Below are 25,531 nucleotides of genomic sequence, written 5' to 3' on the forward strand. Positions count from 1 at the left end.
GGGGATGCGCGGCACCGCAAGTGCCGGCCCACGTCAGACAATCGGGACTCGCCCGGGTACTGCCCGGGCGCCGTCGTTTCTCCCCGAGGTGTTCTTTCGAGGTCCGGGCCGTGGTCATCAGCAGAATCCAGCAGTTCGCGGCAGCCGCCGCATTCATCGTCGCCGGCCTGGCCGGGTGCAGCGGAGGCGGTGGCGGGTCCGGGGATGGCGGCGGGGGTGAGCCGACCGGCCCGCAGCTCGCACTGCAGGTGCACGTCGACGGCTCCGGCAGCATCACCTCGACGGTGGCCGGGCTCGGCTGCAGCGGCGATTGCAGCGTCTCGCTGACGCAGGGCACGAGCTTCGTGCTGAACGCGGTGCCGGGCACCGGCTACGTGTTCAGCGGCTGGGGCGGCGCCTGCAGCGGCACCGGCACCTGCACCGTGACGATGAGCGCGGCCACGGCGGTGAGCGCGAGCTTCACGCCCGGCGGCAGCTCCAGCGGCAAGAGCTGGTTCGTCAGCGCCACCGGCAGCGACAGCGCGGCCGGCACGCTGGCGGCACCGTTCAAGACGATCACCCAGGCGGTCGGCGTGGCAACCGCCGGAGACACCATCGAAGTGCGCGCCGGCACCTACAACGAGGCGGTGGTCATCCGCACCGCCGGCACCTCGGCGGCGCGCATCACGCTGCGCGGCTACGGCGCCGACCTGCCCGCACGCCCGGTGCTGCAGCGCACCGGCACCGGCCCGACGATCTACTTCTACAACGACGCCTGCGACGAGGACCAGATCGGCAGCGGCAGCGGCAACACCGACTGCTTCGCGAGCTGGTGGACGGTGCAAGGCCTCGAGGTGCGCGGCAGCACGACCGGCGGCGACGACGGCAACGTGATCAAGATCGACACCGCGAAAGTCCGCATCCAGGGCAACAAGCTGTGCTGCAGCGTCGCCGACGTCGTCAAGCTGGTGCGCACCGCGAACGACGTCGAGGTGCTGGACAACGAGATCTTCCAGAGCAGCGGCGTCGTGACGCCGGGCAGCAATGCGCAGGGCATCGACATCGTCGGTGCCAACAACACCCGCGTGGCCGGCAACTACGTGCACGACGTGCCCGACTTCGGCATGTACGCGAAGGGCAATGCGCGCAGCACGATCTTCGAGAACAACCTGCTGGTGAACATCGGCCGCGCCGACAACGGCCACGCGATCATGCTGGGCCAGGAGACCGACGCCGACCGGCTGACGGATGGCCGCTACGAGAGCTACGACGGCATCGTGCGCAACAACGTCGTCGTCAACGCCACCTGGGCCTGCGTCGCGACCTCGTCGTCGTCGAACGTGCGCATCTACAACAACAGCTGCTACAACACCGCCACCGCCGGCCAGGGCTCGATCTTCCTGTCGAACGAGTCGGAGGTCGGGCAGGCCGGCACCGGCGTCGAGATCGTCAACAACATCATCTACGGCTCGGGCAACCGGCCGGTGATCAAGGTCAACGCCGATGCGCTGACCGACTTCACGACGCTGCGCATCAGCGGCAACATCTACTGGACCAGCAACGGCGCGCCGACCTTCTCGCTGAAGGACACGCAGGTGCCGGCCGGCCAGTGGTCGACGCTGTACAACACCATCACCGGCCTGACCGATGCGAGCCGCGTGCTCGACCCGCAGTTCGCGACCACCACCGGCGGCACCCCGCTGACGCTGAAGGCCACGAGCCCGGCGATCAACACGGGTGTGCCGACCGCGCTGGTGGCGAAGGACTTCCTCGCGACGGCGCGGCCGCAGGGCGGCAAGATCGACGTCGGCGCGTATGAATACTGAACGGAGCCCCGCGATGCATCGCTTCTTCCACATCACGCTGGTGGTTCTCGCCGCCGTCGCGGCCTGCAGCGGCGGCGGAGGCGGAGATTCGGCGGAAGCCGCGCCCGGCACGCCGCCCGCCGGCGACGGCACCTCGTTCAGCTTCCTGGCCTATGGCGACAGCCGGGCCGGCGGCGGCTGCGACGGCAACGCCATCCACATCAACCTGGTGACCAAGATGGCGGCCGAGGCCAGCGCGGCCTTCGTCTTCAACACCGGCGACATGATCACCGGCTACGACAAGTCGACCAACTGGGTGCAGCGCGGCGACTGCGCGACCGATGCGGCCAAGGGCAGCTTCAAGGAGATCATCGCGCCGCTGCAGAACAAGGCGCCGGCGGCCGGGCTGCCGGTGTACTACTTCCCGGTGGTCGGCAACCACGACGACAACTTCGGCGACGGCTGGTACCCGGACAAGTTCGGCAACGGCTTCTGCGACGTGTTCAGCCAGGCGACGGTGCAGAAGCTGGTGCCCAACCACACGCAGGCCAAGGCCTACTTCCAGGACTGGACGCGCACCGACATCCAGCACCTGACCGACAGCGCGTTCTACGCATCGGCCTGCGCCAAGGTGCGCGGCGTGTATGCGGAGTTCATGTACTACTCGTTCGACTACAAGAACACGCACTTCACGGTGATGCACCTGAATTCGGACTACTACAACCTGATGGAGTGTTCGAACGGCTGCACCGTGGCGAACGAGGGCAACTACGACTCGTACTACTACAAGCACCAGCTCGACTGGCTGCGCTGGGACCTGGCGAAGGCGGCGGCCAACCCGGCGATCAAGAACACCATCGTGCTGACGCATGCGCCGCTGGTGACGTATTCCGACGGGCACGCGGCGAACGCGTCGTGGAACACGCTGCTGCAGGAGTTCAGCAAGTACAAGGTGAAGATGGTGATCTCGGGCCACAACCACGTGTACGAGCGCTCGGTGCCGGTGTATGCCGACAGCGCGAACCCGGCGGGCGTGCGAGACGATGCGAAGGGCACGGTCTACCTGATCACCGGCGGCGGGGGGTCGGACTTGGCGGGCTTCCGCACGATCGGTGCGTTGAACGCCAAGGCCACCGCGGTGAACCACTACGTGCGCTTCGACATCAAGGATTCGACGATCACCGCCAAGGTGATCGGTGTCGACGGCAGCACCATCGACAGCTTCACGCGCTGATCCGGCTTACTTGCGCAGGCGGGCCAGTTCCGCCTGCGTCTCCTGCCACAGCTCCATGCCGATGTTCGCGCCGATGCCGGCATTCACGCGCGTCAGCTTGTCGCGCATGCGGCCGGCCTCGACCGGCGACAGCTCGTTGATCTGCATGCCCTTGGCCTTCAGGTCGGCCAGCGCCTTGCCGGCCTCGTCGCGCGTGTCCTTGCGCTCGAAATCACGGCTCGCCTTCGCGGCATCGGCCAGCACCTTCTGCTCGTCCTTCGACAGGCCGTCCCACCACTTCTTGCTGACCAGCACGATCCACGGGCTGTAGACGTGGTTGGTGATGCTGAGGTACTTCTGCACCTCGAAGAACTTGCTCGACAGGATGGTGTTGTACGGATTCTCCTGCCCGTCGACCGTGTTCGTCTCCAGCGCGCTGAACAGCTCGGAGAACGGCAGCGGCACCGCGTTCGCGCCCAGCGTCTTGAAGCTGTCCAGGTAGACGTTGTTCTGCATCACGCGCAGCTTGACGCCGTTCAGGTCTTCCAGCTTCGTGATCGGCCGCTTGCTGTTGGTCAGGTTGCGGAAGCCGTTCTCCCAGTACGCGAGGCCGACCAGGCCTTTGTCCTGCAGCCTGGCATTCACCTTCTGGCCGATCGGGCCATCGAGCACCGTGTCGGCTTCCTTCGCGTTGTTGAACAGGAACGGCGTGTCCCACAGTGCCATCTCCTTCGTGATGCCGACCAGCGTCGCGGTGGAGCCGACCATCATCTCCTGCGCGCCACCGATCAGCGCCTGCTGCATCTGCACGTCCGGGCCGAGCGCGGCGGCGCCGATCGCGCGCACCTTCATCTTGCCGCCCGAAGCCTTCTCGACCTGCTCGGCGAAGAATTTCGCGGCACGGCCCTGGTTGCTCTGCTCGTTCAGCCCGTAGCCGAAACGGATCAGGCGCGGCTTGATGTCCTGCGCGAAGCCGGCGAGCGGCGCGGTGAAGGCGGCCACCGCAGCGGCGGCCACGAGCGTACGGCGAATCATGGTCATGGTTTGTCTCCTGGGGGATGGAAGAAAAGGAAATCTCCGTGCAATGGCCTCAGTGCATCCAGTGCACCGGCGCGATCACGATCTGCGGGAACACGACGAACAGCGCCAGCAGCAGCACGTAGACCAGCAGGAACGGGTTGACGCCCTTGATCACGCTGCTCATCGGCAGCCGGCCGACACCGGCCACCACGTTCAGCACCGTGCCCACCGGCGGCGTGATCAGCCCGATCGCGCCGTTCAGGATGAACATCAGCCCGAAGTAGACCGGGTCGATGCCGGCCTTCACCGCGATCGGCAGCATCACCGGGCCGAAGATCAGGATCGTCGGCGTCAGGTCGAGCGCGGTGCCGATCAGCACCAGCACGACCATCATCACCGCCATCAGCAGGCGCGGGCTCTCGACCAGCGGACCCAGCCAGTTCGTCAGCACGCTCGGCAGGTCGGCCAGCGTGATCATGTAGCTCGCGACCTGCGCGCCGGCGCACAGGAACATCACGATGGCCGTGGTCTTGGCCGCGCGCACCAGCACGCCGCCGACCTCGACGACGCGCATCTCGCGGTGCACGAACAGCGCCACCACCAGCGCATAGAAGGCCGCGACCACCGCCGCCTCGGTCGGCGTGAAGACGCCGCTCTTCATGCCGCCGATGATGATGATCGGCATCAGCATCGCCCAGAAGGCCCGGGTGGTCGCCTTCAGGCGCTCGCGCATCGGCAGCGGCGTGCCCTTCGGCAGCTCGATGCGGCGCAGCACCCACTTCCACGCGAAGATCAGCCCGACCCCCATCAGCAGCCCCGGCACGATGCCGGAGATGAACAGCGCCGAGATCGAGGTGTTGGTCGTCACGCCGTAGATCACGAACGGCATCGACGGCGGGATGATCGGCGCGATGATCCCGCCCGATGCGATCAACCCGGCCGAAGTCGCCATCGGGTAGCCCTGCTGGCGCATCATCGGCAGCAGGATGGTGGCGAGCGCCGCGGTGTCGGCGAGTGCCGAGCCGCTCATGCTGGCCATCAGCACCGCCGCGCCGATCGCCACGTAGCCGAGGCCGCCGCGGATGTGGCCGACCCAGGCCTGCGCCATGTCGATGATGCGGCGGCTGATGCCGCCGGAGTTCATCAGCTCGCCGGCCAGGATGAAGAACGGCACCGCCAGCAGCGGGAAGCTGTCGATGCCGGCCACCAGGTTCTGCGCCAGCAGCTGGGTGTCCCAGAAGCCGAGCACCCAGGCCATGCCGGCCCCGGTGAGCACCAGCGCGAGCGCCATGTTCATGCCGATGCCCATCAGCAGCAGCATGCCGGCGGAGAAGACGACGAATGCCAGACCTTCGGGCGACATCACTCGACCTCCGCGCCGTGGCCGAGCGCCATCGGCTTGTTGCGCACCAGCTCGACGAACGCCATCGCGCCGATCGCGAGCGCGCACAGCAAGGCCGGCAGCGGCAGCAGCGCCGCCGGGTAGCCGAGCACCACCGAGCGGCTGTCCATGCCGACCACCACCTGCTGCCACGCGCCCCAGGCCAGCATCGCGCAGGCCGCCACGACCAGCAGGCGGATCAGCACCGTGAGCAGCCGCATGGCCAGCGGCTTGCGCTGCAGCGCGCCGAGCAGGCTGGTGAAGGCCATGTGCTCGCCCAGCGGGTAGGCGGCCGTCGCGCCGATGAACACCATCCACACGAACAGCAGCCGCGACAGCTCCTCGCTGGCCGCGACGCCGCTGCCGAAGCCGTAGCGCAGCACGACGTTGATGAACACCGCGACCGCCATCACGCCCAGGCAGGCGCCCATCGCGAGGTTGGCCAGGCRCAGCAGCGGATGAGGCCGCGCGGAAGCCGGCGCAGAAGAAGAGTCGGTCGTCATGGGGTCTCCGTGGCATGCAGCCAGGCCGAGATGCGGGTCTGCAGTTCGGCCAGCGGCGCGGTCGCGTCGACCCGCAGCACGCGCGGCTCGCCGACCGGCGACTCGAGCGTCTCGAACTGGCTGTCGACCAGGCTGGCCGAGAAGAAATGCGCCGACGCCCGCGCGGTGACGCGCGCCAGCGCCTGCTCGCGCGTCAGGTCGAGGAACACGAAGCGCAGCGCGGGGGCGGCGGCGCGCAGCCGCTCGCGGTAGGCGCGGCGCAAGGCCGAGCAGGTGAGCACGATGCCCTGCGGGTGCGCCGCCAGCTCGCCGGCCAGCGTCGTCAGCCAGCCGTCGCGGTCGGCATCGGTCAGCGGGATGCCGCGGCTCATCTTGTCGCGGCTGGCCGCGCTGTGGTGATCGTCACCCTCCACCAACTGCAGCCGCTCGGCCTGCGCGACCACCGCGCCCACCGTCGATTTGCCGCACCCGGCCACCCCCATCATCACCACCGAACCGATCATCTGCCGCCGCACGAGAAGAACTGGAAAACAAGGCCTGGGCGCGCCGAGCCGCAAGCAGCCCAGACAGCGCTGTCCTCCGCAGAAAAGCGGTGGATATCAGGGGAATCACTGCATCATCTTCGTTGCAGGACAGCGCTATCCTAGTGAACAATGGCTCGCCCACCGATGCGGACTTTCCCTGATGGGCTCCCCTGACCCACGCGCCATGACGACCGACGCCACCTTCACCAGCAGCACGCCCTCCCGCCCGCGCGCCACCGGCCGCGTGACGCTGGCCGACGTGGCGCGGCTGGCCGAGGTGAGCCCGATCACGGTGTCGCGCGCGCTGCGCGGCGAGCGCGCGGTGCACCCCGACCTGGTCGCGCGCGTCAAGAGCGCCGCGCAGCGCCTGGGCTACGTGCCCGATCCGGCGGCGCGCGCGCTGGCGTCGCGGCACAGCGCGCACGTCGCGGTGCTGATCCCGATGCTGTCGAACGCGCTGTTCGTCGACCTGCTCGAGGAGGTGCAGCGCACGCTGCGCGCCGCCGGCTACCAGAGCCTGATCGGCGTCACGCACTACGACATCGGCGAAGAAGAGCAACTGCTGCGCGAGCAGTTGCAGCACCGTCCGGCCGGCCTGATGGTGACCGGGCTCGACCGCAGCGAGGCCACGCGGGCGCTGATCGCGCAGAGCGGCGTGCCCTGCGTGCACCTGATGGAGCTGTCGGAGGTGCCGGGCGTCTACAGCGTCGGTTTCTCGCAGGCCGATGCGGCGGCGGCGCTGACGCGCCACCTGCTGTCGCGCGGGCGGCGCCGCATCGCGTTCGCCGCCGCCCAGCTCGACCCGCGCACGATGCAGCGGCGCGAAGGCTGGCGGCGCGAGCTGAAGCTGGCCGGCGCGTACGACGCGACGCTCGAATGGCTGAACCCGGCACCGTCGTCGCTCGCGCTCGGCGGGCAGATGCTGGAGCAGATCCTCGAGCTGAAGCGGCCGGTCGATGCGATCTTCTTCTGCAACGACGACCTGGCGCAAGGCGCGCTGCTGGCCGCGCTGCGGCTGGGCGTGGCGGTGCCGGAGCGCATCGCGATCGCCGGCTTCAACGACCTGACCGGCAGCGACCAGATGCTGCCGGCGCTGACCACCGTTCGCACGCCGCGCGGCGAAGTGGGCGCGGCGGCGGCGCGCATGCTGCTGGCGCTGATGCGCGGCGAGAGCGTCGCGCAGCCGGCGATCGATGCGGGGTATCAGCTGATGGTGCGGCAAAGCACCTGAGCGAACGGCCGCGGAGGCCGGGCTTCGGATTCCGAGGGCGCCTTTCGCATTACCGCGCGGCGAGTCCGATGCTTTGCGGATGATGGCCCGACCGTCACTCCCGGCGCCCGCCCCCTCTGCGAGGAATCCAACCGTGAAGATCAACTCGACCGCAACTCCCACCAGCACGCCGATGTCGACATCGGCCGCCCAGCCCACATCCCCGCAGCCGACCCTGTCGACCGCCTCGCGTCGCTCCACGGCAGACGATGCAGCCGGCTCATCGCTGAAGCGCAGGACCAGCTCGTCCAAGGGTTCGATGGCATCCCGCGGCGCACGACCCGCCGCATCGGCCGCCGGCACCGGCGAGCCGCCCTTGTCGTTCGATCAAAGCGTCCTGCAACTGGGCAAGGGCGTCATCCGCCAAGGCGATGACACGCCCAGGCAGGCGAATGGACAGCCCTACGAGGTCATGACCTATGTGCGGCCCGGCACGGGCGAAAAGGCGGAGGTCACCGGCCTCTCCCAGCCGAACGGCAAGTTCACGGTGTTCGACCACACGACCCACCAGCCGGTCCACGACCTGACGAAGATCGGGGTGCGAGGCGATGGCGATGCCGCCACGCCGGCCCAGGTCGGCGTCGACCCGAAAGAGGCCCGGCTGAAGGGGGGCGCCTCCTACTGGCGCGACCAGCACGGCACGCTGCGCGATGAGCACGGCTACGATGCGTCGCACCTGGATTTCCCACCGGCCGGCTACGGTGACGCGTCGGGCGCCGGCCCCTCGGGCTACTACGGTGCTTCGTCGAGCAGTCAGCCGACGGGCCACTACGGTGCTTCGTCGAGCAGCCAGCCTATGGGCTACTACGCGCCCTATGAGCCGGCGCCGCTGCCGTACGCTCCTGCCGCACCCGTCTACGGGCAGCCGATCGATCACCGCCAAGCGCCGGTGATGGCCGACGCACAGCGGAATACATCGTTCAGCATGGGAAAGCAACGCGGGCTCGGTTCGCGCATCGATCGCACGGACCACTCCAACGCCGATTGCGGGCAGCATGCGTCCGGCAGCCACGACTACTTCGTCAGTTCCCACGATCCGTATTTCGGGGCCCCTTCGGTCGAAAGCGTGCGCAGTCCGCTGCACCTCGACGTGAACAACGGCCTCACGTTCGACCAGTTCGCCGCCACCCCGATTCCCCACGGGGCCACCTCGGTGGCCCACTGGAACAATGACACGCAGGGCTTCCACTACGCGCGGATCCACCGCGACGCGTACGGCCAGGTCACCCACCTGTCGCAGACCGATGCCAACACCGCCGACCAACCGGGCAAGGGTGGGGTGTTCCGGAAGTACGACAAGGGCATGAACCTGGTCGGACAGCGTGGCGTGCAACCTGTCACCCACCTGCGCAACCACGGCGAGTTCGCGGCGTACTGCGTCAACAACTACAGCGCGAACGGCCTGTTCTTCTTCACCAGTCACAGCTGACGCCGGCCGGCCGGGCATGTGCAGCGGGTGGTTTCTCCGATACTCTGCGCGTCTCGAAGGCTTCACCTGCCCGCCGTGCCCGACCTGTTCCGCCGCCAGGCCATCGACCACCAGCGCCAGAAGTTCCACGGCGCCATCGTGCTGACGCGCAGCCCGCAGCAGGCCGCGTGGACGGCTTTCTTCGTGCTGCTGGTGTTCGCGCTGATCGCGTTCGCCGCGACGCAGGGCTTTGCGCGCCAGGAAACCGTCGGCGGCGTGCTGCTGCCGAGCGGCGGCGTGCTGCGGCTGGTGGCGCCGCAGGCCGGCGTGGTGCTCGCGGGTGGTGCCGCGCAGGGGCAGCAGGTGGCGGCGAACGCGCCGGTGCTGCGCTTGTCGGCCGAGCAATCCAGCGCGCAGGGGCCGACGCAGTCGGCCGTCGCCGACTCGCTGACCAGCCGCCAGCAGGCGCTGCGCGACGAGCTGAAGCAGCAGGCCGAGCAGGCGCGCCAGCAGGCCGCCGCGCTCGATGCGCGCAGCACCAGCCTGGAGGCTTCGCTGAGGCAGCATGAGCGCGAGATCGCGTTGCAGCGCGAACGCGTCGCGGTGATGCAGGACATCGCCGCGCGCTACCCGGAGCTGGTGCGCTCGGGCGCGGTGTCGCCGGTCGAGGTCGCCGAGAAGAACGCCGAGGTGCTCGACCAGCAGTCGCGCCTGGCCACGCTGGAGCGCCAGCGGCTCGCGCTGCAGCAGGACCTGGCCGCCACCCGCGCGCAGCGCCAGGCCGTGCCGCTGCAGGCCGACCGCGAGGGCTCGCAGCTGCGGCGCGAATCGCAGGCGCTGTCGCAGCAGCAGGCCGAGAACGAAGCGCGCCGCGAGACGGCCGTGCTGGCACCACAGGCCGGGCGCATCGCCACCGTGCTCGCCAGCCCCGGCCAATCGGTCGCGGCGGGCCAGCTGCTGGCGACGCTGCTGCCCGGCGGCAACGGCGGCGCACTGGAAGCCGAGCTCGACGTGCCGACCCGCGCCGCCGGTTTCGTGAAGCCGGGCACGCCGGTGAAGCTGCGCGTCGATGCGTTCCCGTATGCGCGCTTCGGCCAGCTGCCGGCGCACGTTCGCGAGGTGTCGCAGAGCGCGGTGACGGCCGTCGACAGCCGGTCCGCTGACGTGGTGGGCGGCGCGGCGGGCGGCGGCACCTACCGCGTGCGCGTCGTGATCGACCCGACCGACAGCGCCGCGCTCGCCTGGCGCGACGCGCTGAAGGCCGGCATGCGCGTGCAGGCCAGCCTGGTCGCCGAGAAGCGCACGCTGATCGAGTGGGTGCTGGAGCCGCTGGCCGGCCTGCAGGTGGCGGCGCGATGAGCCTGGAGCAGGATCCGGTGCCGCCCGGCGTGACGCGCCGGCTCGGCCTGTCGCGCCACCTGCCGGTGATCGTGCAGACCGAGGCCACCGAATGCGGGCTCGCGAGCATCGCGATGATCGCCGTCTACCACGGCATCGACACCGACCTGCCGACGCTGCGGCTGCGCTTCGCGCTGTCGCGCAAGGGCACCAACTTCGAGAGCATGGTGCGCATCGCCGGTGCACTCGGGCTGGACAACCGGCCGTTGAAGCTCGAGATGGAGCACCTGCCGCAGCTCCAGCTGCCCTGCGTGCTGCACTGGGACATGAACCACTTCGTCGTGCTGAAGTCGGTGTCGGCGCGGCGCATCGTGATCCACGACCCGGCGATCGGCGTGCGCAGCTTCACGCCGGAAGAGTTCGCGCAGCACTTCACCGGCATCGCGATGGAGCTGACGCCGGCCGCCGGCTTCGAGCCGCGGCGCGAGAAGCTCGAGTTCACGCTGCGCGGGTTGATGGGCCGCATCACCGGGCTCGGGCCGGCGCTCGGGCAGATCCTGGCGCTCGCGGTGGCGCTCGAGGTGGTGGTGATCGCGCTGCCGTTCTACCTGCAGTGGGTGGTCGACCACGGGCTGCTCGCGGCCGACCTCGACCTGCTCGCGATCCTCGCGATCGGCTTCGGGCTGCTGGTGCTGCTGCAGACGGGCCTCGGCGCGGTGCGCGGCTGGTGGGTCGCGACGCTGAGCGCGCGGCTCAATTTCCAGTGGCTGGGCAACGTGTTCGGCCACCTGGTGAAGCTGCCGCTGGAGTTCTTCGAGAAGCGGCACGTCGGCCACATCATCTCGTGCTTCGGGTCGGTGACGGTGATCCAGAAGACGCTGACGACCAGCGTGGTCACCGCGCTGGTCGATGCGCTGATGGTGCTCGGCACCGCCGCGATGATGGCGGCCTACAGCCTGAAGCTGCTCGCGGTGTCGCTGGCCGCGATGGCGCTGTACGCCGGCTTGCGCTGGTCGGTGTTCCGGGCGCTGCGCGCGGCGAGCGCCGAGGAGATCATCCACGCCGCGCGGCAGCAGACGCACTTCCTCGAGACCGCGAGCGGCATCCAGAGCGTGCGGCTGTTCGGCCGCGGCAACCTGCGCCGCGCCGGCTGGATGAACATGCTGGCCGACCAGTTCAACGCCGGCCTGCGGGTGCAGCGCGTGCACATCGGCAACGAGACGGCGCAGACGCTGCTGTTCGGGCTGGAGCGGGTGCTGGTGGTGTGGCTCGCGGCGCGCTCGGTGCTGGCCGGCAGCTTCACGGTCGGCATGCTGTTCGCGTACATGGCCTACAAGGAGCTGTTCTCGACGCGCGTCGCGTCGATGATCGACAAGCTGTCGGAGCTGGCGATGCTGCGGCTGCACGGCGAGCGCGTGGCCGACATCGTGCTGGCCGAGGCCGAGGCGGCCGAGGGGCTGGCGGGTGCGAACGCGGTCGAGGTCGACCTGTCGCGCCGGCCGGCGCGCATCGAGCTGCGCGGCGTCTCGTACCGCTACGCGAGCACCGAGCCGTGGGTGCTGGAGAACGTCGACCTGACGGTGGAAGCCGGCGAGTGCCTCGCGCTGACCGGTGCCTCGGGTTGCGGCAAGACGACGCTGGTGAAGGTGATGCTCGGGCTGCTGCCGCCGACGCAGGGCGAGGTGCTGTTCGACGGCACGCCGATCCTGCACCTGGGTCTCGCGAACTACCGCGCGCTGATCGGCACGGTGATGCAGGAGGATCGCCTGTTCTCCGGCTCGCTGGCCGACAACATCTGCTTCTTCGATGCCGAGCCCGACATGGCGCGCATCGAGGCCTGCGCCAAGCTCGCGGCGATCGAGGCCGAGATCCAGGCGATGCCGATGGGCTACCACACGCTGGTCGGCGACGTGGGCGTCGGCATCTCGGGCGGGCAGAAACAGCGCGTGCTGCTGGCGCGTGCGCTGTACCGCCAGCCGCGCATCCTGGTGCTCGACGAGGCGACCAGCCACCTCGACCTGCGCAACGAGCAGACGGTGAACGACGCGGTGGCGGCGATGCAGCTGACGCGCGTGGTGGTCGCGCACCGGCCGGACACGATCGCGATGGCGGATCGGGTGGTGGTGATCGAGCGGGGGCGGGTAGCGGGGGAGGAGCCTACCCCCACCCCACATCCCGCGGATGCCGCATCGCCGAGCTGACGATCTCCAGGTCCTTCGCCTCGACGCCGAATTCCTCGAACCGGGTTCGCCATTCGCGCACGCAGCGGGCGATGCGATCGACGATCTCGCGGGCCTGCTCTTGCGTCAGCCCGAACATCGGCGCCCGGCTCAACGCATTCGACAAGGTCGCGAGACGCCCTTGCGCACCGACGCTCAGGTGCAGGTAGCGCGTGTGCCCCACCTGTGGCTTCGGCAGCACGTCGTAGAGCGGGCTGAGCGTCCAGCCCTTGGCCTGCGGCTGCCACACGAACGCATGGTTGCGCAGGTGGTCGTCGTCGTTGCTGACCAGGATGTTGAAGACCATGCGGCCGAACAGCTCCGTGCGGTCGCCCTGCACCCGCCCTGCCGCGCCGATGGCGGCGAGCTTCAGCGAGATGTCGGCATACGACGCCTGTGAGGACTGCGACTCGTGCAGTTCGAGCGCCGTCAGCGCACTGATGGCGTGGCGCCGCGCGAAGCCGCCTTCGCAGGGGTAGCGGTCGAAGCGCTCGATCAGCATCACGTCGCGGCCATCGGGCAGGCGCAGCAGTTCGGTCGCCGGCACGGTCAGGCCGCAGGTGCGGGCCAGCTCCAGCGTCGCCCGCTCCACCGCCGGGATGTTGAAGCGATCGTCGACCGACGGGAACTTCGCGAGGTACTGGACGCCGTCCTTCACCACCACCGCCTTCGGGCGCGCGCCGCCCATGCTGGGGCCGGCATCGAACAACTGCTCCAGCTCCTGCGGCACCGGCTCGCTGCGCTGGACCTTGTCGGCCGCATCCAGCAGGTAGCGCACGTCGGCCACCGGTACCAGCCGGCCGCGCGTCTCCTCGTGCTGCAGGCTCGAGCGAACGTCTAGCGCGCCGAACCGGTTCGAGCCGGCCTCCATCAGGTAGCGCGTCTCCGGCAACGCATTCGGCGGCACCTTCAGGATGTTCTCGATGACGCGGCGGCCCCACATGTCGGGCATCGCATCGCGCACGGCACCGAAGAACTCCAGGCCGTTGGACGGCTCGTACGTGCGCTGCGAGCCGGGCACGGCCCCCTCGAGCGACAGCGTCGCCGCATCGACCGGGATGGCTTTCGGCCGTTCGAGGTACTTGGCGCCATAGCCGAAGCTCGACGACACGCGCTTCAGCCCCTCTTCGACGATGCCCAACTGCCCGGCCGGAACAGCCTTCAGCTCGTCCGGCAACCAGGCGAAGACGACCCCTTTGAACTCAGAAGGCATAGGGATCCTCCTCGGCGGCCTTGCCCCTGGATCCGGTCGCGCGCTTGCGCTGTTCGAGTTCACGCCGGACGCGGCCGGCAGCATCGGCATCCGGGTCTGCGGCCTTCTGGAGAATCGGCAGCAGGTTGGAGACCTCCATCGCCGACAGCCATGATGAGAAGCTGACCGCCGGGTCACCGCGCTCGATGCGCTGCAAGGTGGCGATGCTCATGCGGGCACGCTCCGCGAAGTCGGCCTGCGTGAGGTTGCGCGCCAGGCGGGCCAGGCGGATCGCAGCGCCCAACTGGCCCGAGGCCGCGAGGGACGCAGGACTGGCAAAGGCAGCTTCGGGACGGCGCATGACTTCTAGCAGCCAAAGGAACGCATCATATCTGATGCATACAGCCATCGATAACAAATCATATTTGCCACCTTGAGTCGATAAGGTGGCAATTAAGCCGCAACTCCCAGAAGACCGAATCAGTCCATTTGTCTCCTCTTGCCCCGCTGGCGCCTCACTTCACCGGCTTGAACGCGATCACGTCGATCTCCACCTTCGCATCCACCATCAACCGCGCCTCGGTCGTCGAGCGCGCCGGCTTCCCGTTCGGGAAGTAGCTCATGTAGATGCGGTTGAACGCGCCGAAGTCGCGCGCGTCCTGCAGCCAGCAGGTGCTCTTGCAGACGTCGTCGAACGTTGCGCCGGCCAGCGCCAGCACCGACTTCAGGTTCTCCATCACCTGGCGCGTCTGCGCCTCGATGCCGCCGGCGACGATCTCGCCGTTCGCATCCGCCGGGACCTGGCCCGACACGTAGATGAAGTCACCGGCGCGCACGGCCGGAGAGAACGGCCGCGCCTGGCGGTCGGAAGCCACCGGCGGGGCGCCAAGGTATTCGAGGGGCATGGAAGACTCCTTCAGGGTGAAAACAGTGCAGCTGCGCACCATAGATGTGAAAGTGTCTTTCAGTCAACACTGTCACATGGCGGGTAAACCCCGATTATTTGGCACGGCGATTGCTCCATAGTCGCGTCGTTCTGAAAAATATTTTCAGATTTCAGCCGTACTGCCCTTGTTGGAGATCCCGCCATGTCCCGCATCGCTTCCCTCCCCCGCCGCACCCTGCTGAAGCTGCCCGCCGCGCTCGGCCTGGCCGCCTGCCTGCTCGGGGCCGCCGGCACCGTGCAGGCCCAGGGTCCGCGCAACTTCGCGACGCTCGCGATGGTCGGCGAGCCGCAGACGCTCGACCCGATGGCCTCCACCGCCGACCTGGTCGGCACCATCATGCAGCACGTCTACGAGCCGCTCTACACCTTCGACGCGAAGTGGAACGTGGTGCCGATGCTGGCTGAAGCGCAGCCCAAGATCAGCGCCGACGGCAAGACCTACACGATCACATTGCGCCGCGGCGTGCTGCTGCACAGCGGCCGCGAACTGAACGCCGACGACGTGGTCGCGAGCCTGCAGCGCTGGATGGAACAGGCGCCGCGCGGCAAGGCCGTCGGCAAGGAGCTCGACAGCATCAAGGCCACCAGCCCGCTCGCGGTGCAGATCGTGCTGAAGAACCCGTACGCCCCGCTGCTGGCCCAGCTCGCGCTGCCGAGCGGCATGGCCGCGATCATGGCCAAGGAGTCGATCGCGACGCCGCTGAAGGAGTTCGTCGGCACCGGCCCGTACCGCTTCAAGGAGCGCAAGCCCGATGCCTACGTGCTGCTGACCCGCTTCGACAAGTACAGCGCCCGCAAGGAGCCGGCGAGCGGCTACGCCGGCAAGCGCGAGGCGCTGATCGAGGAGCTGCGCTTCGTGCCGGTGCCCAACGCCAACACGCGTGTCGAAGGCGCGCTGGCCGCGCAGTACGACTTCGCCGACCTGCTGCCGGTCGAGGCGCTGTCGCGGCTCGAGAAGGCCACCGGCAAGACGGTGCCGATCCTGACCACCTCGTTCGGCTTCCCGTACCTGGTGCTGAACACCAAGGAAGGCGTGGCCGCCAACGTCGGCGTGCGCCGCGCGCTGCAGACCGCGATCGGCGAGGGCGAGATGCTGGCCGCCGGCTTCGGCGACACCCGCTTCTTCAGCGCCGAGGGCAACCACTTCCCGAAGGGCTCGCCGTTCTACTCGAACGTCGGCACCGATGCCTACAACCAGCGCAACGCGAAGAAGGCGAAGGACGACGCCGAGAAGGCCGGCTACAAGGGCGAGCCGGTGCGCGTGCTGACGAGCCGGCAGTACGACTTCCACTACAACATGGCGCTGCTGATGGCCGAGCAGCTGAAGCGCGCCGGCTTCAAGGTCGAGCTGAACGTCGTCGACTGGGCGACGCTGGTGCAGCGCCGCAACGACTCGAAGCTGTGGGACCTGTACGTCACCCACTCCGGTCAGTTCCCCGAGCCGATGCTGTCGCCGCCGCAACTCGGCGAAGGCGCACCGGGCTGGTGGAGTTCGCCGGCCAAGCAGGCGGCGCTGGCCGCCTTCAACCAGGAGACCGATGCGGCCAAGCGCGGCGCGCTGTGGGGCAAGGTGCAGCAGGTGGTCTACGACGAGGTGCCGTACATCAACGTCGGCCGCTTCAACGGGCTCGCAGCACGCAGCCTGGCGCTCGACGGCTACGTGCCGTCGACCTGGCCGTTCTTCTGGAACGCGCGGATCAAGTAGGCCGTGCATCGCTACCTTCTCTCCCGCCTGGCCGGCATGCTGGCCGTGCTCGCCATCGTCGCGGTGATGGTGTTCGTGCTGACGCGCGCCGCGTCGGGCGACCCGATCTCGGTGCTGTTGGGCGACCAGGCCACCGCCGAGGACATCGCCCGCGTGCAGAAGGACTACGGCCTCGACAAGCCGCTGCCGGTGCAGTTCGCGTACTGGATCGGCGAGGTGCTGCACGGCAACCTCGGCCAGTCGATCTTCCTGCAGCGCCCGGTCACGCAGGCGCTGTGGGAACGCGCCGAGCCGACCACGCTGCTCGCGCTGATGGCAGTGGCCATCGCGGCGCTGATCGGCATCCCGTGCGGCATCGTCTCGGCGGTGTACCGCGGGCGCTGGCTCGACCAGGTCGTCACCGGCGCCGCGATGCTGGGCGCCAGCATCCCGAGCTTCTGGTTCGGCATCGTGCTGATCCAGCTGTTCGCGGTGTCGCTCGGCTGGTTCCCGGTCTCGGGCTACGGGGCGCCCGATGCATCGCTCGGCGAACGCCTCCATGCGCTGATGCTGCCGTCGCTGGTGCTGGGGGTGCTGAACTCGGCGCTGATCATCCGCTTCACGCGGGCCTCGATGCTCGACGTGCTGGGCGAAGACTACGTGCGCACCGCGCGCTCGAAGGGCCTCGGCGAAGGCACGGTGGTGCTGAAGCATGCGCTGCGCAACGCGCTGGTGCCGGTCGTCACGGTGCTGGGGCTGACGGTCGCGCTGATGATCGGCGGCGCCGTCGTCACCGAGACGGTGTTCGGGCTGCCCGGCATCGGCAACCTGGTGGTCAACGCGGTGCTGCGGCGCGACTACCCGGTGATCCAGGGCGCGCTGCTGGTGATCGCGGCGATCTACGTGCTGATCAATTTCGCGATCGACCTGCTGTACGTGGCGGTCGATCCTCGGGTGAAGCTGTGAGGATGTCGTCGTGAAAGTCCCTCGCCTCCTTCGACAACTGATGCACCGCCGCATCGTGATGCTGTCGGCCGCCGTGCTGCTGGTGATCGCGGTGCTCGCGCTCGGCGCCCCCTGGTTCGCGTCGTTCGACCCGAACGACACCGCGGTGCTGGACCGCCTGAAGGCGCCGAGCGCCGCCCACCTGCTCGGCACCGACGAGCTCGGCCGCGACCTGTACGCGCGCATCGTGCACGGCGCGCGCTATTCGCTCGCGATCGCCGCGCTGACGGCCCTCGGCTCGGTGCTCGCCGGCACGCTGCTCGGGCTGGTGGCGGGCTTCTTCCGCCGGCTCGACACGCCGCTGATGCGCGTGGTCGACGCGATGATGTCCTTCCCCGACATCCTGCTCGCGATCGCGCTGGTCGCGATCCTCGGGGCCTCGCTGCTGAACGTGGTGCTGGCGCTGGTGCTGGTCTACACGCCGCGCGTCGCGCGCGTGGTGCGGGCCTCGACGCTGGTGGTGCGCGAGCTGCTGTTCGTCGAGGCGGTGCGGGCGCTGGGCGTGCGCACCTCGCGCATCCTGTGGCGCCACATCCTGCCCAACCTGCTGTCGCCGATCCTGGTGCAGGTCTCGTTCATCTTCGCGTACGCGATCCTGGCCGAGGCCGGGCTGTCGTTCCTCGGCGTCGGCGTGCCGCCGGAGATTCCCACCTGGGGCACGATGGTCGCCGGCAGCCAGCAGTACGCCGACCGCGCATTCTGGGTCGTGCTGTTCCCCGGCCTCGCGATCATCCTGACGGCGCTGTCGCTGCAGATCCTCGGCGACGGCGTGCGCGACCTGCTCGATCCCAAGCTGAAGAAGACGCTCTGATGACCACCAACCGCCTCACCGTGACCGGCCTGAGCACCTGCTTCCCGACGGAAGACGGGCTGGTGCGCTCGGTGGCCGACGTCAGTTTCGGCATCGTGCCCGGCAAGACCACCGCGATCGTCGGCGAATCGGGCTCGGGCAAGTCGGTCACCAGCCTGACGCTGATGCGGCTGCTGCCGAAGACCGCGCGCGCGCAGGTCGCGGGCAGCGCACGCTTCGTCACGCGGGCCGGTGCCGAGGTCGACCTGCTGACGCTGCCCGATGCGCCGATGCGCGCGCTGCGCGGCAACGAGCTGGCGATGATCTTCCAGGAGCCGATGACGAGCCTGAACCCGGTGTTCACCGTCGGCGAGCAGATCGCCGAAAGCGTGCGGCTGCACAAGCGGCTGGACCGCGCCGCCGCGCTCGCGCATGCGAAGCGGATGCTCGACCTGGTGGAGATCCCCGCTGCCGCGCAGCGCCTGCACGAGTACCCGCACCAGCTGTCGGGCGGCATGCGCCAGCGCGTGATGATCGCGCTGGCCATGGCCTGCGACCCGACCCTGCTGATCGCAGACGAGCCGACCACCGCGCTCGACGTGACGATCCAGGCGCAGATCCTGGTGCTGATGCGCCGGCTGCAGGCCGAGACCGGCATGAGCATCCTGTTCATCACGCACAACCTCGGCGTGGTCGCGCACCATGCCGACGACGTGGTCGTGATGTATGCCGGCCGGGTCGTCGAGTCGGCGCCGGTGCGACCGCTGTTCGCGGCGCCCGCGCACCCGTACACGCAGGGGCTGCTGGCCTGCCTGCCGGGCAAGTCTCATGCGGCGGGGCAGCCGCGGCCGAAGCGGCTGTTCGCGATCCGCGGCCAGGTGTCGAGCCCGCTCGCGCCGCCGCCGGGCTGCGCGTTCGAGCCGCGCTGCGACCAGGCGATCCCGGCCTGCGCGCAGGCGGTGCCGCCGCTCGCGGACAGCGGTGAATCGCGACAGGCGCGCTGCATCCGCGTGCCGTCGCTGGAAAGGAATGCCGCATGAGCGATGCAGCCACCCCGCTGATCGAGGTGAAGAACCTCAGGCGCTACTTCGGCAGCAGCGACAAGCCGGTGCGCGCCGTCGACGACGTGTCGTTCGCGATCCGCGCCGGCGAGACGCTGGGCCTGGTCGGCGAATCCGGCTCGGGCAAGAGCACGATCGGCCGCACGGTGCTGCGCCTGATCGAGCGCACCGGCGGCCAGGTGCTGTACCGCGGCGACGACCTCGGCGCGCTGTCGGCCGAACGCATGCGCCGCCTGCGCAGCAAGCTGCAGATCATCTTCCAGGACCCGTACGCGAGCCTGAACCCGAAGATGCGCATCAGCGCGATCCTCGACGAGGCCTTGTCGACGCACGGGCTCGCGAAGGGCCGGCGCAAGGAGCGCATCGCCGAGCTGCTCGAGCTGGTCGGGCTGCGGCCGGAGCATGCGAGCCGCTTCCCGCACGAGTTCTCCGGCGGCCAGCGGCAGCGCATCGGCATCGCGCGGGCGCTGGCGGTGGAGCCGGAGTTCATCGTCGCCGACGAGCCGCTGTCGGCGCTCGACGTGTCGATCCAGGCGCAGGTGATCAACCTGCTGGCCGAGCTGCGCGAGCGGCTGTCGCTGACGATGCTGTTCATCTCGCACGACCTGGACGTGGTCGAGTACCTGTGCGACCGCGTCGTGGTGCTGTACCTGGGCCGGGTGATGGAGGTGTCGACCACCGCCGAGCTGTTCGCGCGGCCGCTGCACCCGTACACGCAGGCGCTGCTGGCCGCGAGCCCGAAGCCCGACCCGCTGGACAAGACCGAGATCATCCCGCTGAAGGGCGACATCCCGAGCCCGATGAACCCGCCGTCGGGCTGCGTGTTCCGCACGCGCTGCCCGCACGCGATCGAGGCTTGCGCGCAGGCCATCCCCCCTCTCGCGGACAAGGGCGCCGGCCGCCTCTCGGCCTGCATTCGCGACGACCTGATCACCGCATGACCACCATGACCGACGACCTGATCGACCCGCTGCTGCAACCCGGCCTGAAGGGCTACCCGCTGACCGCCGCGCCGCGCCGGCGCAGCGAGGTCGCTGCCGCCGGCTGGAACGTGCTGGCCGGCGACCTGCCGCTGCCGCTCGCCGTGCTGAAGCGCGAGGCGCTGGAGCACAACATCGCGTGGATGCAGCAGCGCACGCAGGACTGGGGCATCCAGCTCGCACCGCACGGCAAGACCACGATGTCGCCGCAGCTGTTCCGCCGCCAGCTCGACGCCGGCGCCTGGGGCCTGACCTTCGCAACCGTCAACCAGCTCGCGATCGGCGTCGCCACCGGCGCGCGCCGCACGCTGATCGCCAACCAGGTCGTGCACGACGCCGACCTCGCGGCGATCCAGGCGCTGCTGCGCGGCCATGCCGACCTGCGCATCGTGTTCCTGGTCGACTCGCTCGCGCAGCTCGAGCTGATCGAGGCCTGGGCCAAGGCCCACCCCGGCGCCCTGCCCTTCGAGGCGATGCTCGAGGTCGGCGTGGCCGGCGGCCGCAGCGGCGTGCGCACCGAAGACGAAGCCGCCACGCTCGCGCGCCGCATGCATGCCAGCCCCGCGCTGAAGCTGGTCGGCATCGAGTGCTACGAAGGCCTCGGCGCGAAGGGCGAGACCGATGCCGACGTGCCGTATGCGAAGGCGCTGATGGACCGCGTCGAGGCGATCGCGAAGACCGCCGATGCAAACGGCTGGTTCGAAGCCGACGAGGTGCTGCTGTCGGCCGGCGGCTCGGCCATCTTCGACCTGGTGGCCGGCCGGCTCACGCCCTCGCTCGCGCGGCCGGTGCGCGGCCTGCTGCGCTCGGGCTGCTACGTGACGCACGACCACGGCTTCTACAAACGCATGGTGAACAGCGTCGAGGCGCGCCTGGGCTGCGGTTGCGGCGAGACGCTGCGCCCGGCGATGGAGGTCTGGGCGATGGTGCAGTCGCGGCCGGAGCCGGGCCTCGCGATCCTCGCGGTCGGCAAGCGCGACATCTCGTTCGACCTGGCGCTGCCGGTGCCGATCGCGCGTGCGGCGCGCGGTGCGCTGCAGGCCGCGCCGGTGCCGGCCGGCTGGGCCATCACCGGCCTGAACGACCAGCACGCGTACCTGCGCTGGGCCGCGGATGACGAGGCCGCCGCCCCCGCGGTCGGCGAGCGCATCGGCCTGGGCATCTCGCATCCCTGCACCACCTTCGACAAATGGCACTGGATGCCGGTCGTCGAGAACGACTACCGCGTCAGCGACGCGGTGGCAATGCACTTCTGATCCCCCGACCATGACCAAGAGCCTGCTGGAGAACGTGGCCGCGGCGCGCGAAGGCGCCCCCACCGCACGCCGCGCGATCCTCGACCTGATCCTCGACGACCCCGACCGCGTGCTCGAGGAGAGCTTCGAATCGCTGGCCGAGCGCGCCGGCAGCTCGGTGCCCACCGTGATGCGCACCTGCCGCGACCTCGGCTTCGCCGGCCTGCGCGAGTTCAAGCTCGCGCTGGCCCATGCGCTGGCGCTCGGCGGCTCGCCGCTGCACCGCCGCGTCAACATCGAGGACAGCGCCGACCAGGTGGTCGCGAAGATCTCGCGCAGCGCCGCCGCGTCGGTGGCCGGCGTGCGCGCGCAGCTCGACATGGCCGCGCTCGGCGCCGCCGTCGACGCGATCGCGGTCGCCCGCCACGTCGACCTGTACGGCGCCGGTTCCACCTCGTGGTTCATGGCGCAGGATCTGCAGGCGCGGCTGTTCCGCCTGGGCCTGTCGGCCACCGCGTGGGCCGACTACCACCTGCAGCAGGTGGCAGCCGCCGCGCAGGACGAGCGCGGCGTCGTGATCGCGATCTCGCACGTCGGCGGCATGCCCTCGCTGCTCGACTCGGTCGACATCGCCCGTGCGCAGGGCGCGAAGGCGGTCTGCATCACCCGCCCCGGCACGCCGCTGGCCGAGCGTGCCGACATGCTGATCGCGCTGAGCGTGCCCGACGATGCGGTGATGCACGTCGGCATCGACGCCTACCTGACCCACCTGACCGTGATCGAGATCCTGACCGTGCTGGTCGCGCAGCGGCGCGGCGACCCGGCCGTGCAACGGCTGACCTACGTGCGCGAGGCGCTGCAGCGCCACGGCATCGACGTGCGCACGCACCCGCTGCAGAGCTGGGACGGCGGCGGCGTGGGGGCCAAGCCATGAGCGTGTCGGCCACTCTCTTCCAGAACGGCTTGGTGATCGACGGCTCCGGCACGCCCGGCTGGACCGGCGACGTGCTGATCGCCGGCGACCGCATCCTGCGCACCGGCGCCGGCCTGCGCGACCGCCTGCCCGAGGGTCTCGCACCCGACGAGGTCGAGACCGTCGACTGCAGCGGCCTCGCGATCGCGCCGGGCTTCATCGACGCCCACACGCACGACGATGCGATCGTGCTGCGCGACCCCGACGGCCTGCCGAAGCTGTCGCAGGGCATCACCACCGTCGTCACCGGCAACTGCGGCATCTCGCTCGCGCCCTACGTCACCGAGGCCGCGAAGCCGCCGCTGAACCTGCTGGGCGCCGGCTCGTTCCGCTACCCGACGATGGCCGCCTACCGCGACGCGGTGCAGGCCGCGCAGCCGTCGCTGAACGTCGCCGCGCTGGTCGGCCACACGACGCTGCGCTTCGCGGCGGTGCCCGATCTCTCGAAGCCGGCCTCGGCCGACGAGCGCGCGCGCATGGCCGCGCTGCTCGAAGCCGCGATGGCCGACGGCGCGCACGGGCTGTCGTCCGGGCTGTTCTACGAAGAGGCCTTCCCGGCGCCGGCCGATGAGGTGACGGAGCTGGCGCGCATCGTCGCGCGCCATGGCGGCATCTACGCCACCCACCTGCGCAGCGAGATGGCGCAGATCATCGAGGCACTGCACGAGGCCGGCGACACCGCGTTCGCGGCCGGCGTGCCGCTCGTGATCTCGCACCACAAGTGCGCCGGCCCCGCCAACTGGGGCCGCACGCGCGAGACGCTGCCGCTGATCGATGCGCTCGGCACGCGCCAGCCGGTCGCGATGGACGTCTACCCCTACGTGGCAGGCTCCACCGTGCTGCGCGAGGACCTGGTCGACGGTGTGATCGACGTGATGCTGACCTGGAGCGACGCGCACCCGGAGCACACCGGCCGGCTGTTGTCGGCGATCGCCGACGACTGGGGCGTCGACCAGAAGACCGCGTGCCGCCGGCTGCAGCCGGGCGGCGCCTGCTACTTCCAGATGAACGAGGACGACGTCGAGCGCGTGATCGCGCACCCGCGCACGATGATCGGCTCCGACGGCCTGCCGCACGACCGCCACCCGCACCCGCGGCTGTGGGGCGCCTTCCCGCGCGTGCTGGCGCGCTACTGGCGCGAGCGGCAGCTGTTCACGCTGGAGCAGGCGGTGCACAAGATGACGGGCCTGACCGCGCGCAACTTCCGCATCGCCGGGCGCGGCCTGCTGCGCCCGGGGATGATGGCCGACGTGGTGGTGTTCGACCCGGCGCGCATCGCCGACACCGCCACCTACGATGTGCCGATCAGCGCGAGCATCGGGATCTCCTCGGTGCACGTGAACGGCGTGCGCGCCTATGCTGCCGGACCGGTGCCGCAGGTGCTGCAGCGCGCCGGACGGATGTTGACGAGGGGACCATCGGATGTCGTCTGAACAGATGCTCGAGAAATCGCTCGATGTGCTGGCCATCGGCGAGGCGATGGCCGAGTTCAACCAGCAGCCCGACGGCCGCTACCTCGCCGGCTTCGGCGGCGACACCTCGAACTGCGCGATCGCGGCCGCCCGCATGGGTGCGCGCACCGGCTACCTGACGCAGCTCGGCGACGACCTGTTCGGCGAACAGCTGCTCGCGCTGTGGCGGCACGAAGGCATCGCGACGCAGGGCGTGCAGCGCCTCGCCGGCGCCGAGACCGGGCTCTACTTCGTGACGCATGGCGAGGGCGGCCACCGCTTCTCGTACCGCCGCGCCGGCAGCGCGGCAAGCCGCATGCGCCCCGTCGACCTGCCGCCCGGCGTCGTGCAGGGCGCGCACTGGCTGCACTGCTCGGGCATCTCGCAGGCGATCAGCGCATCGGCCTGCGACGCGGTGTTCGAGGCCATCGCCCGCGCGCGCGGTGCCGGCACGCACATCAGCTACGACCTGAACTTCCGCCCTGCGCTGTGGCCCGCGGCCCGCGCGCTCGCGATCGCGCGCGAGACGCTGGCGCACTGCGACCTGTTCTTCCCGAGCATCGACGAGATCGGCGCGCTGACCGGGCTGCTGCGGCACGACGACATCCTGCGCTGGTCGCATGACCAGGGCGCGAAGCGGGTCGCGCTGAAGCTCGGCGCCTCGGGCTGCCTGGTGTCGGACGCGCACGGCGCGCGCCTGATCGCGCCGCACCCGGTGACGCCGGTCGACGCGACCGGTGCCGGCGACTGCTTCGCCGGCGCGCTGCTGGCGCGGCTGTCGGCCGGCGACACGCTGGACCGCGCGGCCCGGCTGGCCAACATCGCCGCAGCGCTCAGCACCTGCGGGCATGGCGCGGTGGCGCCGCTGCCGACGCTGGCCGAGGTGTTCACGGCCGAGGGCTGAACAGCACCGTTGTTCAGGCACCCAGGCGGTTCAGCGCCGGTGGCGTGGCGAAACGCCGGTGCCAGCGGTGCGGCCGGACGCTGCGTGTCGTCGCACGCACTGCGTGATCCGGCTCGGGTCGGCCCGGTGCTGCGGGTTGATGAGGAACGTGCCTGAACTGATGCTGTAGCCGCCGCATTCCGAACTCCCTGGGTGAGTCGGTCGGCGGCCCTGCGCCGACCCGCCCGCTGAGTAACGGCCGAGGGTGTGCGGTTCCAGTCCTGATGTTCCGGGGCCCGATGTGCCCGCGCTGCCTGCGCTACTGGACGTCGCCGGCGCGGCGCATTTCTTCGCACTGCGCATGCCGCGCGAATTGCGGCTTGGCACATTGCGCCTGCATGCAGTACAGCAGCGCGAAGTTGACGCGCGAGCCGCAGGCGGCACGCGGGTTCGTCGCGCCCGCCACGACGGCATCGACCGGCGGCTTCGCGGTGCCGGACACCGCACGCGCGCCGCCTGATGGCAACGATGTCACGGGTGCTGCGGGTGGGACGGGGATGGCGGGTGCGACCTCGGCCGGTGCGACGGCGGCCGGCTCGGCGGGTGCCGGCGTGGCGTCGGCCGCAGCGGGCGTGTCGGCATCGGCCGGCTTGTCCGCCTCGACCGGGACC

22 protein-coding genes and 1 pseudogene are annotated in these 25,531 nt (G+C 69.9%); 15 read left to right on the forward strand and 8 right to left on the reverse strand.

The window, feature by feature from the left end; all coding sequences use genetic code 11:
- Positions 1-110: 110 nt before the first annotated feature.
- Together AC1D1T_RS00725 and AC1D1T_RS00730 are read left to right on the forward strand one after the other, a co-directional pair.
- Positions 111-1,805 carry a right-handed parallel beta-helix repeat-containing protein gene (locus tag AC1D1T_RS00725; RefSeq protein ID WP_477838482.1) on the forward strand — a complete coding sequence of 565 codons (1,695 nt, stop codon included), beginning with the start codon at positions 111-113 and terminating at the stop codon, positions 1,803-1,805.
- 13 nt (positions 1,806-1,818) lie between these two features.
- Positions 1,819-3,018 carry a metallophosphoesterase gene (locus AC1D1T_RS00730; protein WP_477827080.1) on the forward strand — a complete coding sequence of 400 codons (1,200 nt, stop codon included), beginning with the start codon at positions 1,819-1,821 and terminating at the stop codon, positions 3,016-3,018.
- A 6-nt stretch (positions 3,019-3,024) separates the two neighbouring features.
- Here the strand turns inward: AC1D1T_RS00730 and AC1D1T_RS00735 are convergent, their stop codons facing one another.
- From AC1D1T_RS00735 to AC1D1T_RS00750, 4 genes are read right to left on the reverse strand one after another with little or no spacing between them, the layout of a single operon-like run.
- On the reverse strand, positions 3,025-4,038 hold the full coding sequence (locus tag AC1D1T_RS00735) for a TRAP transporter substrate-binding protein (RefSeq protein ID WP_465113883.1): 1,014 nt from the start codon (positions 4,036-4,038) through the stop codon (positions 3,025-3,027).
- Between the two features lie 49 nt (positions 4,039-4,087).
- A complete protein-coding gene (locus AC1D1T_RS00740) occupies positions 4,088-5,380 on the reverse strand; it encodes a TRAP transporter large permease (RefSeq protein WP_477827081.1) in 1,293 nt (430 codons plus the stop codon).
- Positions 5,380-5,901: a TRAP transporter small permease subunit gene (locus AC1D1T_RS00745; RefSeq protein ID WP_477991230.1), complete on the reverse strand. Its 522-nt coding sequence runs from the start codon at positions 5,899-5,901 to the stop codon at positions 5,380-5,382. The genes AC1D1T_RS00740 and AC1D1T_RS00745 overlap by 1 nt, the downstream gene beginning before the upstream one ends.
- Positions 5,898-6,404, reverse strand: coding sequence for a gluconokinase (locus AC1D1T_RS00750; RefSeq protein WP_047503245.1), 507 nt, complete (start codon positions 6,402-6,404; stop codon positions 5,898-5,900). The genes AC1D1T_RS00745 and AC1D1T_RS00750 overlap by 4 nt, the downstream gene beginning before the upstream one ends.
- Positions 6,405-6,609: 205 nt before the next feature.
- On the opposite strand from AC1D1T_RS00750, the gene gntR reads away from it, so the two are divergent.
- The 4 genes from gntR to AC1D1T_RS00770 all read left to right on the forward strand — a co-directional run bounded on the left by gntR (position 6,610) and on the right by AC1D1T_RS00770 (position 12,642).
- A complete protein-coding gene (gene gntR / locus AC1D1T_RS00755; protein ID WP_047503247.1) occupies positions 6,610-7,656 on the forward strand; it encodes an HTH-type transcriptional regulator GntR in 1,047 nt (348 codons plus the stop codon).
- Between the two features lie 133 nt (positions 7,657-7,789).
- On the forward strand, positions 7,790-9,124 hold the full coding sequence (locus AC1D1T_RS00760; RefSeq protein ID WP_477838485.1) for a hypothetical protein: 1,335 nt from the start codon (positions 7,790-7,792) through the stop codon (positions 9,122-9,124).
- Between the two features lie 75 nt (positions 9,125-9,199).
- A complete protein-coding gene (locus AC1D1T_RS00765; protein WP_477826900.1) occupies positions 9,200-10,462 on the forward strand; it encodes an HlyD family secretion protein in 1,263 nt (420 codons plus the stop codon).
- Entirely contained in the window at positions 10,459-12,642 is a 2,184-nt protein-coding gene (locus tag AC1D1T_RS00770; RefSeq protein WP_477826899.1) for a peptidase domain-containing ABC transporter, read from the forward strand. Before AC1D1T_RS00765 ends, AC1D1T_RS00770 begins: the two co-directional genes overlap by 4 nt.
- Here AC1D1T_RS00770 and AC1D1T_RS00775 read toward each other — a convergent pair.
- The 3 genes from AC1D1T_RS00775 to AC1D1T_RS00785 all read right to left on the reverse strand — a co-directional run bounded on the left by AC1D1T_RS00775 (position 12,599) and on the right by AC1D1T_RS00785 (position 14,757).
- Positions 12,599-13,873 (reverse strand): type II toxin-antitoxin system HipA family toxin, encoded by a 1,275-nt coding sequence (locus AC1D1T_RS00775; RefSeq protein WP_477991232.1) that lies wholly within the window; start codon positions 13,871-13,873, stop codon positions 12,599-12,601. The two genes, AC1D1T_RS00770 and AC1D1T_RS00775, sit on opposite strands and share 44 nt — an antisense overlap.
- Entirely contained in the window at positions 13,863-14,213 is a 351-nt protein-coding gene (locus AC1D1T_RS00780) for a helix-turn-helix domain-containing protein (RefSeq protein ID WP_477828090.1), read from the reverse strand. The genes AC1D1T_RS00775 and AC1D1T_RS00780 overlap by 11 nt, the downstream gene beginning before the upstream one ends.
- A 154-nt stretch (positions 14,214-14,367) precedes the next feature.
- Entirely contained in the window at positions 14,368-14,757 is a 390-nt protein-coding gene (locus AC1D1T_RS00785) for a RidA family protein (RefSeq protein WP_477828091.1), read from the reverse strand.
- Positions 14,758-14,940: 183 nt separating this feature from the next.
- Here AC1D1T_RS00785 and AC1D1T_RS00790 point away from each other — a divergent pair, with 183 nt between their 5' ends.
- Genes AC1D1T_RS00790 through AC1D1T_RS00830 form a run of 9 tightly spaced genes read left to right on the forward strand, consistent with a single transcriptional unit; the run spans position 14,941 to position 24,881 of the window.
- Positions 14,941-16,503, forward strand: a complete 1,563-nt coding sequence (locus AC1D1T_RS00790) for an ABC transporter substrate-binding protein (protein ID WP_477828092.1) — start codon at positions 14,941-14,943, stop codon at positions 16,501-16,503.
- A 3-nt stretch (positions 16,504-16,506) separates the two neighbouring features.
- Entirely contained in the window at positions 16,507-17,448 is a 942-nt protein-coding gene (locus AC1D1T_RS00795) for an ABC transporter permease (protein WP_477991234.1), read from the forward strand.
- 10 nt (positions 17,449-17,458) lie between these two features.
- The gene (locus AC1D1T_RS00800; RefSeq protein ID WP_477826122.1) at positions 17,459-18,298 is read left to right on the forward strand and encodes an ABC transporter permease; all 840 of its coding nucleotides are present in this window, start codon (positions 17,459-17,461) and stop codon (positions 18,296-18,298) included.
- A complete protein-coding gene (locus tag AC1D1T_RS00805; protein ID WP_477991236.1) occupies positions 18,298-19,317 on the forward strand; it encodes an ABC transporter ATP-binding protein in 1,020 nt (339 codons plus the stop codon). Before AC1D1T_RS00800 ends, AC1D1T_RS00805 begins: the two co-directional genes overlap by 1 nt.
- A complete protein-coding gene (locus AC1D1T_RS00810) occupies positions 19,314-20,279 on the forward strand; it encodes an ABC transporter ATP-binding protein (RefSeq protein ID WP_465113893.1) in 966 nt (321 codons plus the stop codon). The genes AC1D1T_RS00805 and AC1D1T_RS00810 overlap by 4 nt, the downstream gene beginning before the upstream one ends.
- Entirely contained in the window at positions 20,276-21,574 is a 1,299-nt protein-coding gene (locus AC1D1T_RS00815) for an amino acid deaminase (protein WP_477826124.1), read from the forward strand. Before AC1D1T_RS00810 ends, AC1D1T_RS00815 begins: the two co-directional genes overlap by 4 nt.
- A 10-nt stretch (positions 21,575-21,584) precedes the next feature.
- The gene (locus AC1D1T_RS00820; RefSeq protein WP_047503265.1) at positions 21,585-22,487 is read left to right on the forward strand and encodes a MurR/RpiR family transcriptional regulator; all 903 of its coding nucleotides are present in this window, start codon (positions 21,585-21,587) and stop codon (positions 22,485-22,487) included.
- Positions 22,484-23,959 carry an N-acyl-D-amino-acid deacylase family protein gene (locus AC1D1T_RS00825; protein ID WP_477826125.1) on the forward strand — a complete coding sequence of 492 codons (1,476 nt, stop codon included), beginning with the start codon at positions 22,484-22,486 and terminating at the stop codon, positions 23,957-23,959. The genes AC1D1T_RS00820 and AC1D1T_RS00825 overlap by 4 nt, the downstream gene beginning before the upstream one ends.
- Positions 23,949-24,881 (forward strand): sugar kinase, encoded by a 933-nt coding sequence (locus AC1D1T_RS00830; RefSeq protein WP_465113896.1) that lies wholly within the window; start codon positions 23,949-23,951, stop codon positions 24,879-24,881. Before AC1D1T_RS00825 ends, AC1D1T_RS00830 begins: the two co-directional genes overlap by 11 nt.
- A 298-nt stretch (positions 24,882-25,179) precedes the next feature.
- On the opposite strand, the pseudogene AC1D1T_RS00835 reads toward AC1D1T_RS00830, so the two are convergent.
- Positions 25,180-25,531 (reverse strand): annotated as a pseudogene (locus AC1D1T_RS00835) (zinc ribbon domain-containing protein); the annotation flags it as partial.

The sequence above is a fragment of the Rhizobacter sp. P2_H3 genome (assembly GCF_056403355.1).

What these genes read in the sequence shown, in the direction of transcription:
- AC1D1T_RS00730 (WP_477827080.1), top strand. Translation starts at nt 1,819, where the DNA reads ATGCATCGCTTCTTCCACATCACGCTGGTGGTTCTCGCCGCCGTCGCG.
- AC1D1T_RS00735 (WP_465113883.1), bottom strand. Translation starts at nt 4,038, where the DNA reads ATGACCATGATTCGCCGTACGCTCGTGGCCGCCGCTGCGGTGGCCGCC.
- AC1D1T_RS00740 (WP_477827081.1), bottom strand. Translation starts at nt 5,380, where the DNA reads ATGTCGCCCGAAGGTCTGGCATTCGTCGTCTTCTCCGCCGGCATGCTG.
- AC1D1T_RS00750 (WP_047503245.1), bottom strand. Translation starts at nt 6,404, where the DNA reads ATGATCGGTTCGGTGGTGATGATGGGGGTGGCCGGGTGCGGCAAATCG.
- gntR (WP_047503247.1), top strand. Translation starts at nt 6,610, where the DNA reads ATGACGACCGACGCCACCTTCACCAGCAGCACGCCCTCCCGCCCGCGC.
- AC1D1T_RS00770 (WP_477826899.1), top strand. Translation starts at nt 10,459, where the DNA reads ATGAGCCTGGAGCAGGATCCGGTGCCGCCCGGCGTGACGCGCCGGCTC.
- AC1D1T_RS00775 (WP_477991232.1), bottom strand. Translation starts at nt 13,873, where the DNA reads ATGCCTTCTGAGTTCAAAGGGGTCGTCTTCGCCTGGTTGCCGGACGAG.
- AC1D1T_RS00780 (WP_477828090.1), bottom strand. Translation starts at nt 14,213, where the DNA reads ATGCGCCGTCCCGAAGCTGCCTTTGCCAGTCCTGCGTCCCTCGCGGCC.
- AC1D1T_RS00785 (WP_477828091.1), bottom strand. Translation starts at nt 14,757, where the DNA reads ATGCCCCTCGAATACCTTGGCGCCCCGCCGGTGGCTTCCGACCGCCAG.
- AC1D1T_RS00790 (WP_477828092.1), top strand. Translation starts at nt 14,941, where the DNA reads ATGTCCCGCATCGCTTCCCTCCCCCGCCGCACCCTGCTGAAGCTGCCC.
- AC1D1T_RS00805 (WP_477991236.1), top strand. Translation starts at nt 18,298, where the DNA reads ATGACCACCAACCGCCTCACCGTGACCGGCCTGAGCACCTGCTTCCCG.
- AC1D1T_RS00810 (WP_465113893.1), top strand. Translation starts at nt 19,314, where the DNA reads ATGAGCGATGCAGCCACCCCGCTGATCGAGGTGAAGAACCTCAGGCGC.
- AC1D1T_RS00815 (WP_477826124.1), top strand. Translation starts at nt 20,276, where the DNA reads ATGACCACCATGACCGACGACCTGATCGACCCGCTGCTGCAACCCGGC.
- AC1D1T_RS00820 (WP_047503265.1), top strand. Translation starts at nt 21,585, where the DNA reads ATGACCAAGAGCCTGCTGGAGAACGTGGCCGCGGCGCGCGAAGGCGCC.
- AC1D1T_RS00825 (WP_477826125.1), top strand. Translation starts at nt 22,484, where the DNA reads ATGAGCGTGTCGGCCACTCTCTTCCAGAACGGCTTGGTGATCGACGGC.
- AC1D1T_RS00830 (WP_465113896.1), top strand. Translation starts at nt 23,949, where the DNA reads ATGTCGTCTGAACAGATGCTCGAGAAATCGCTCGATGTGCTGGCCATC.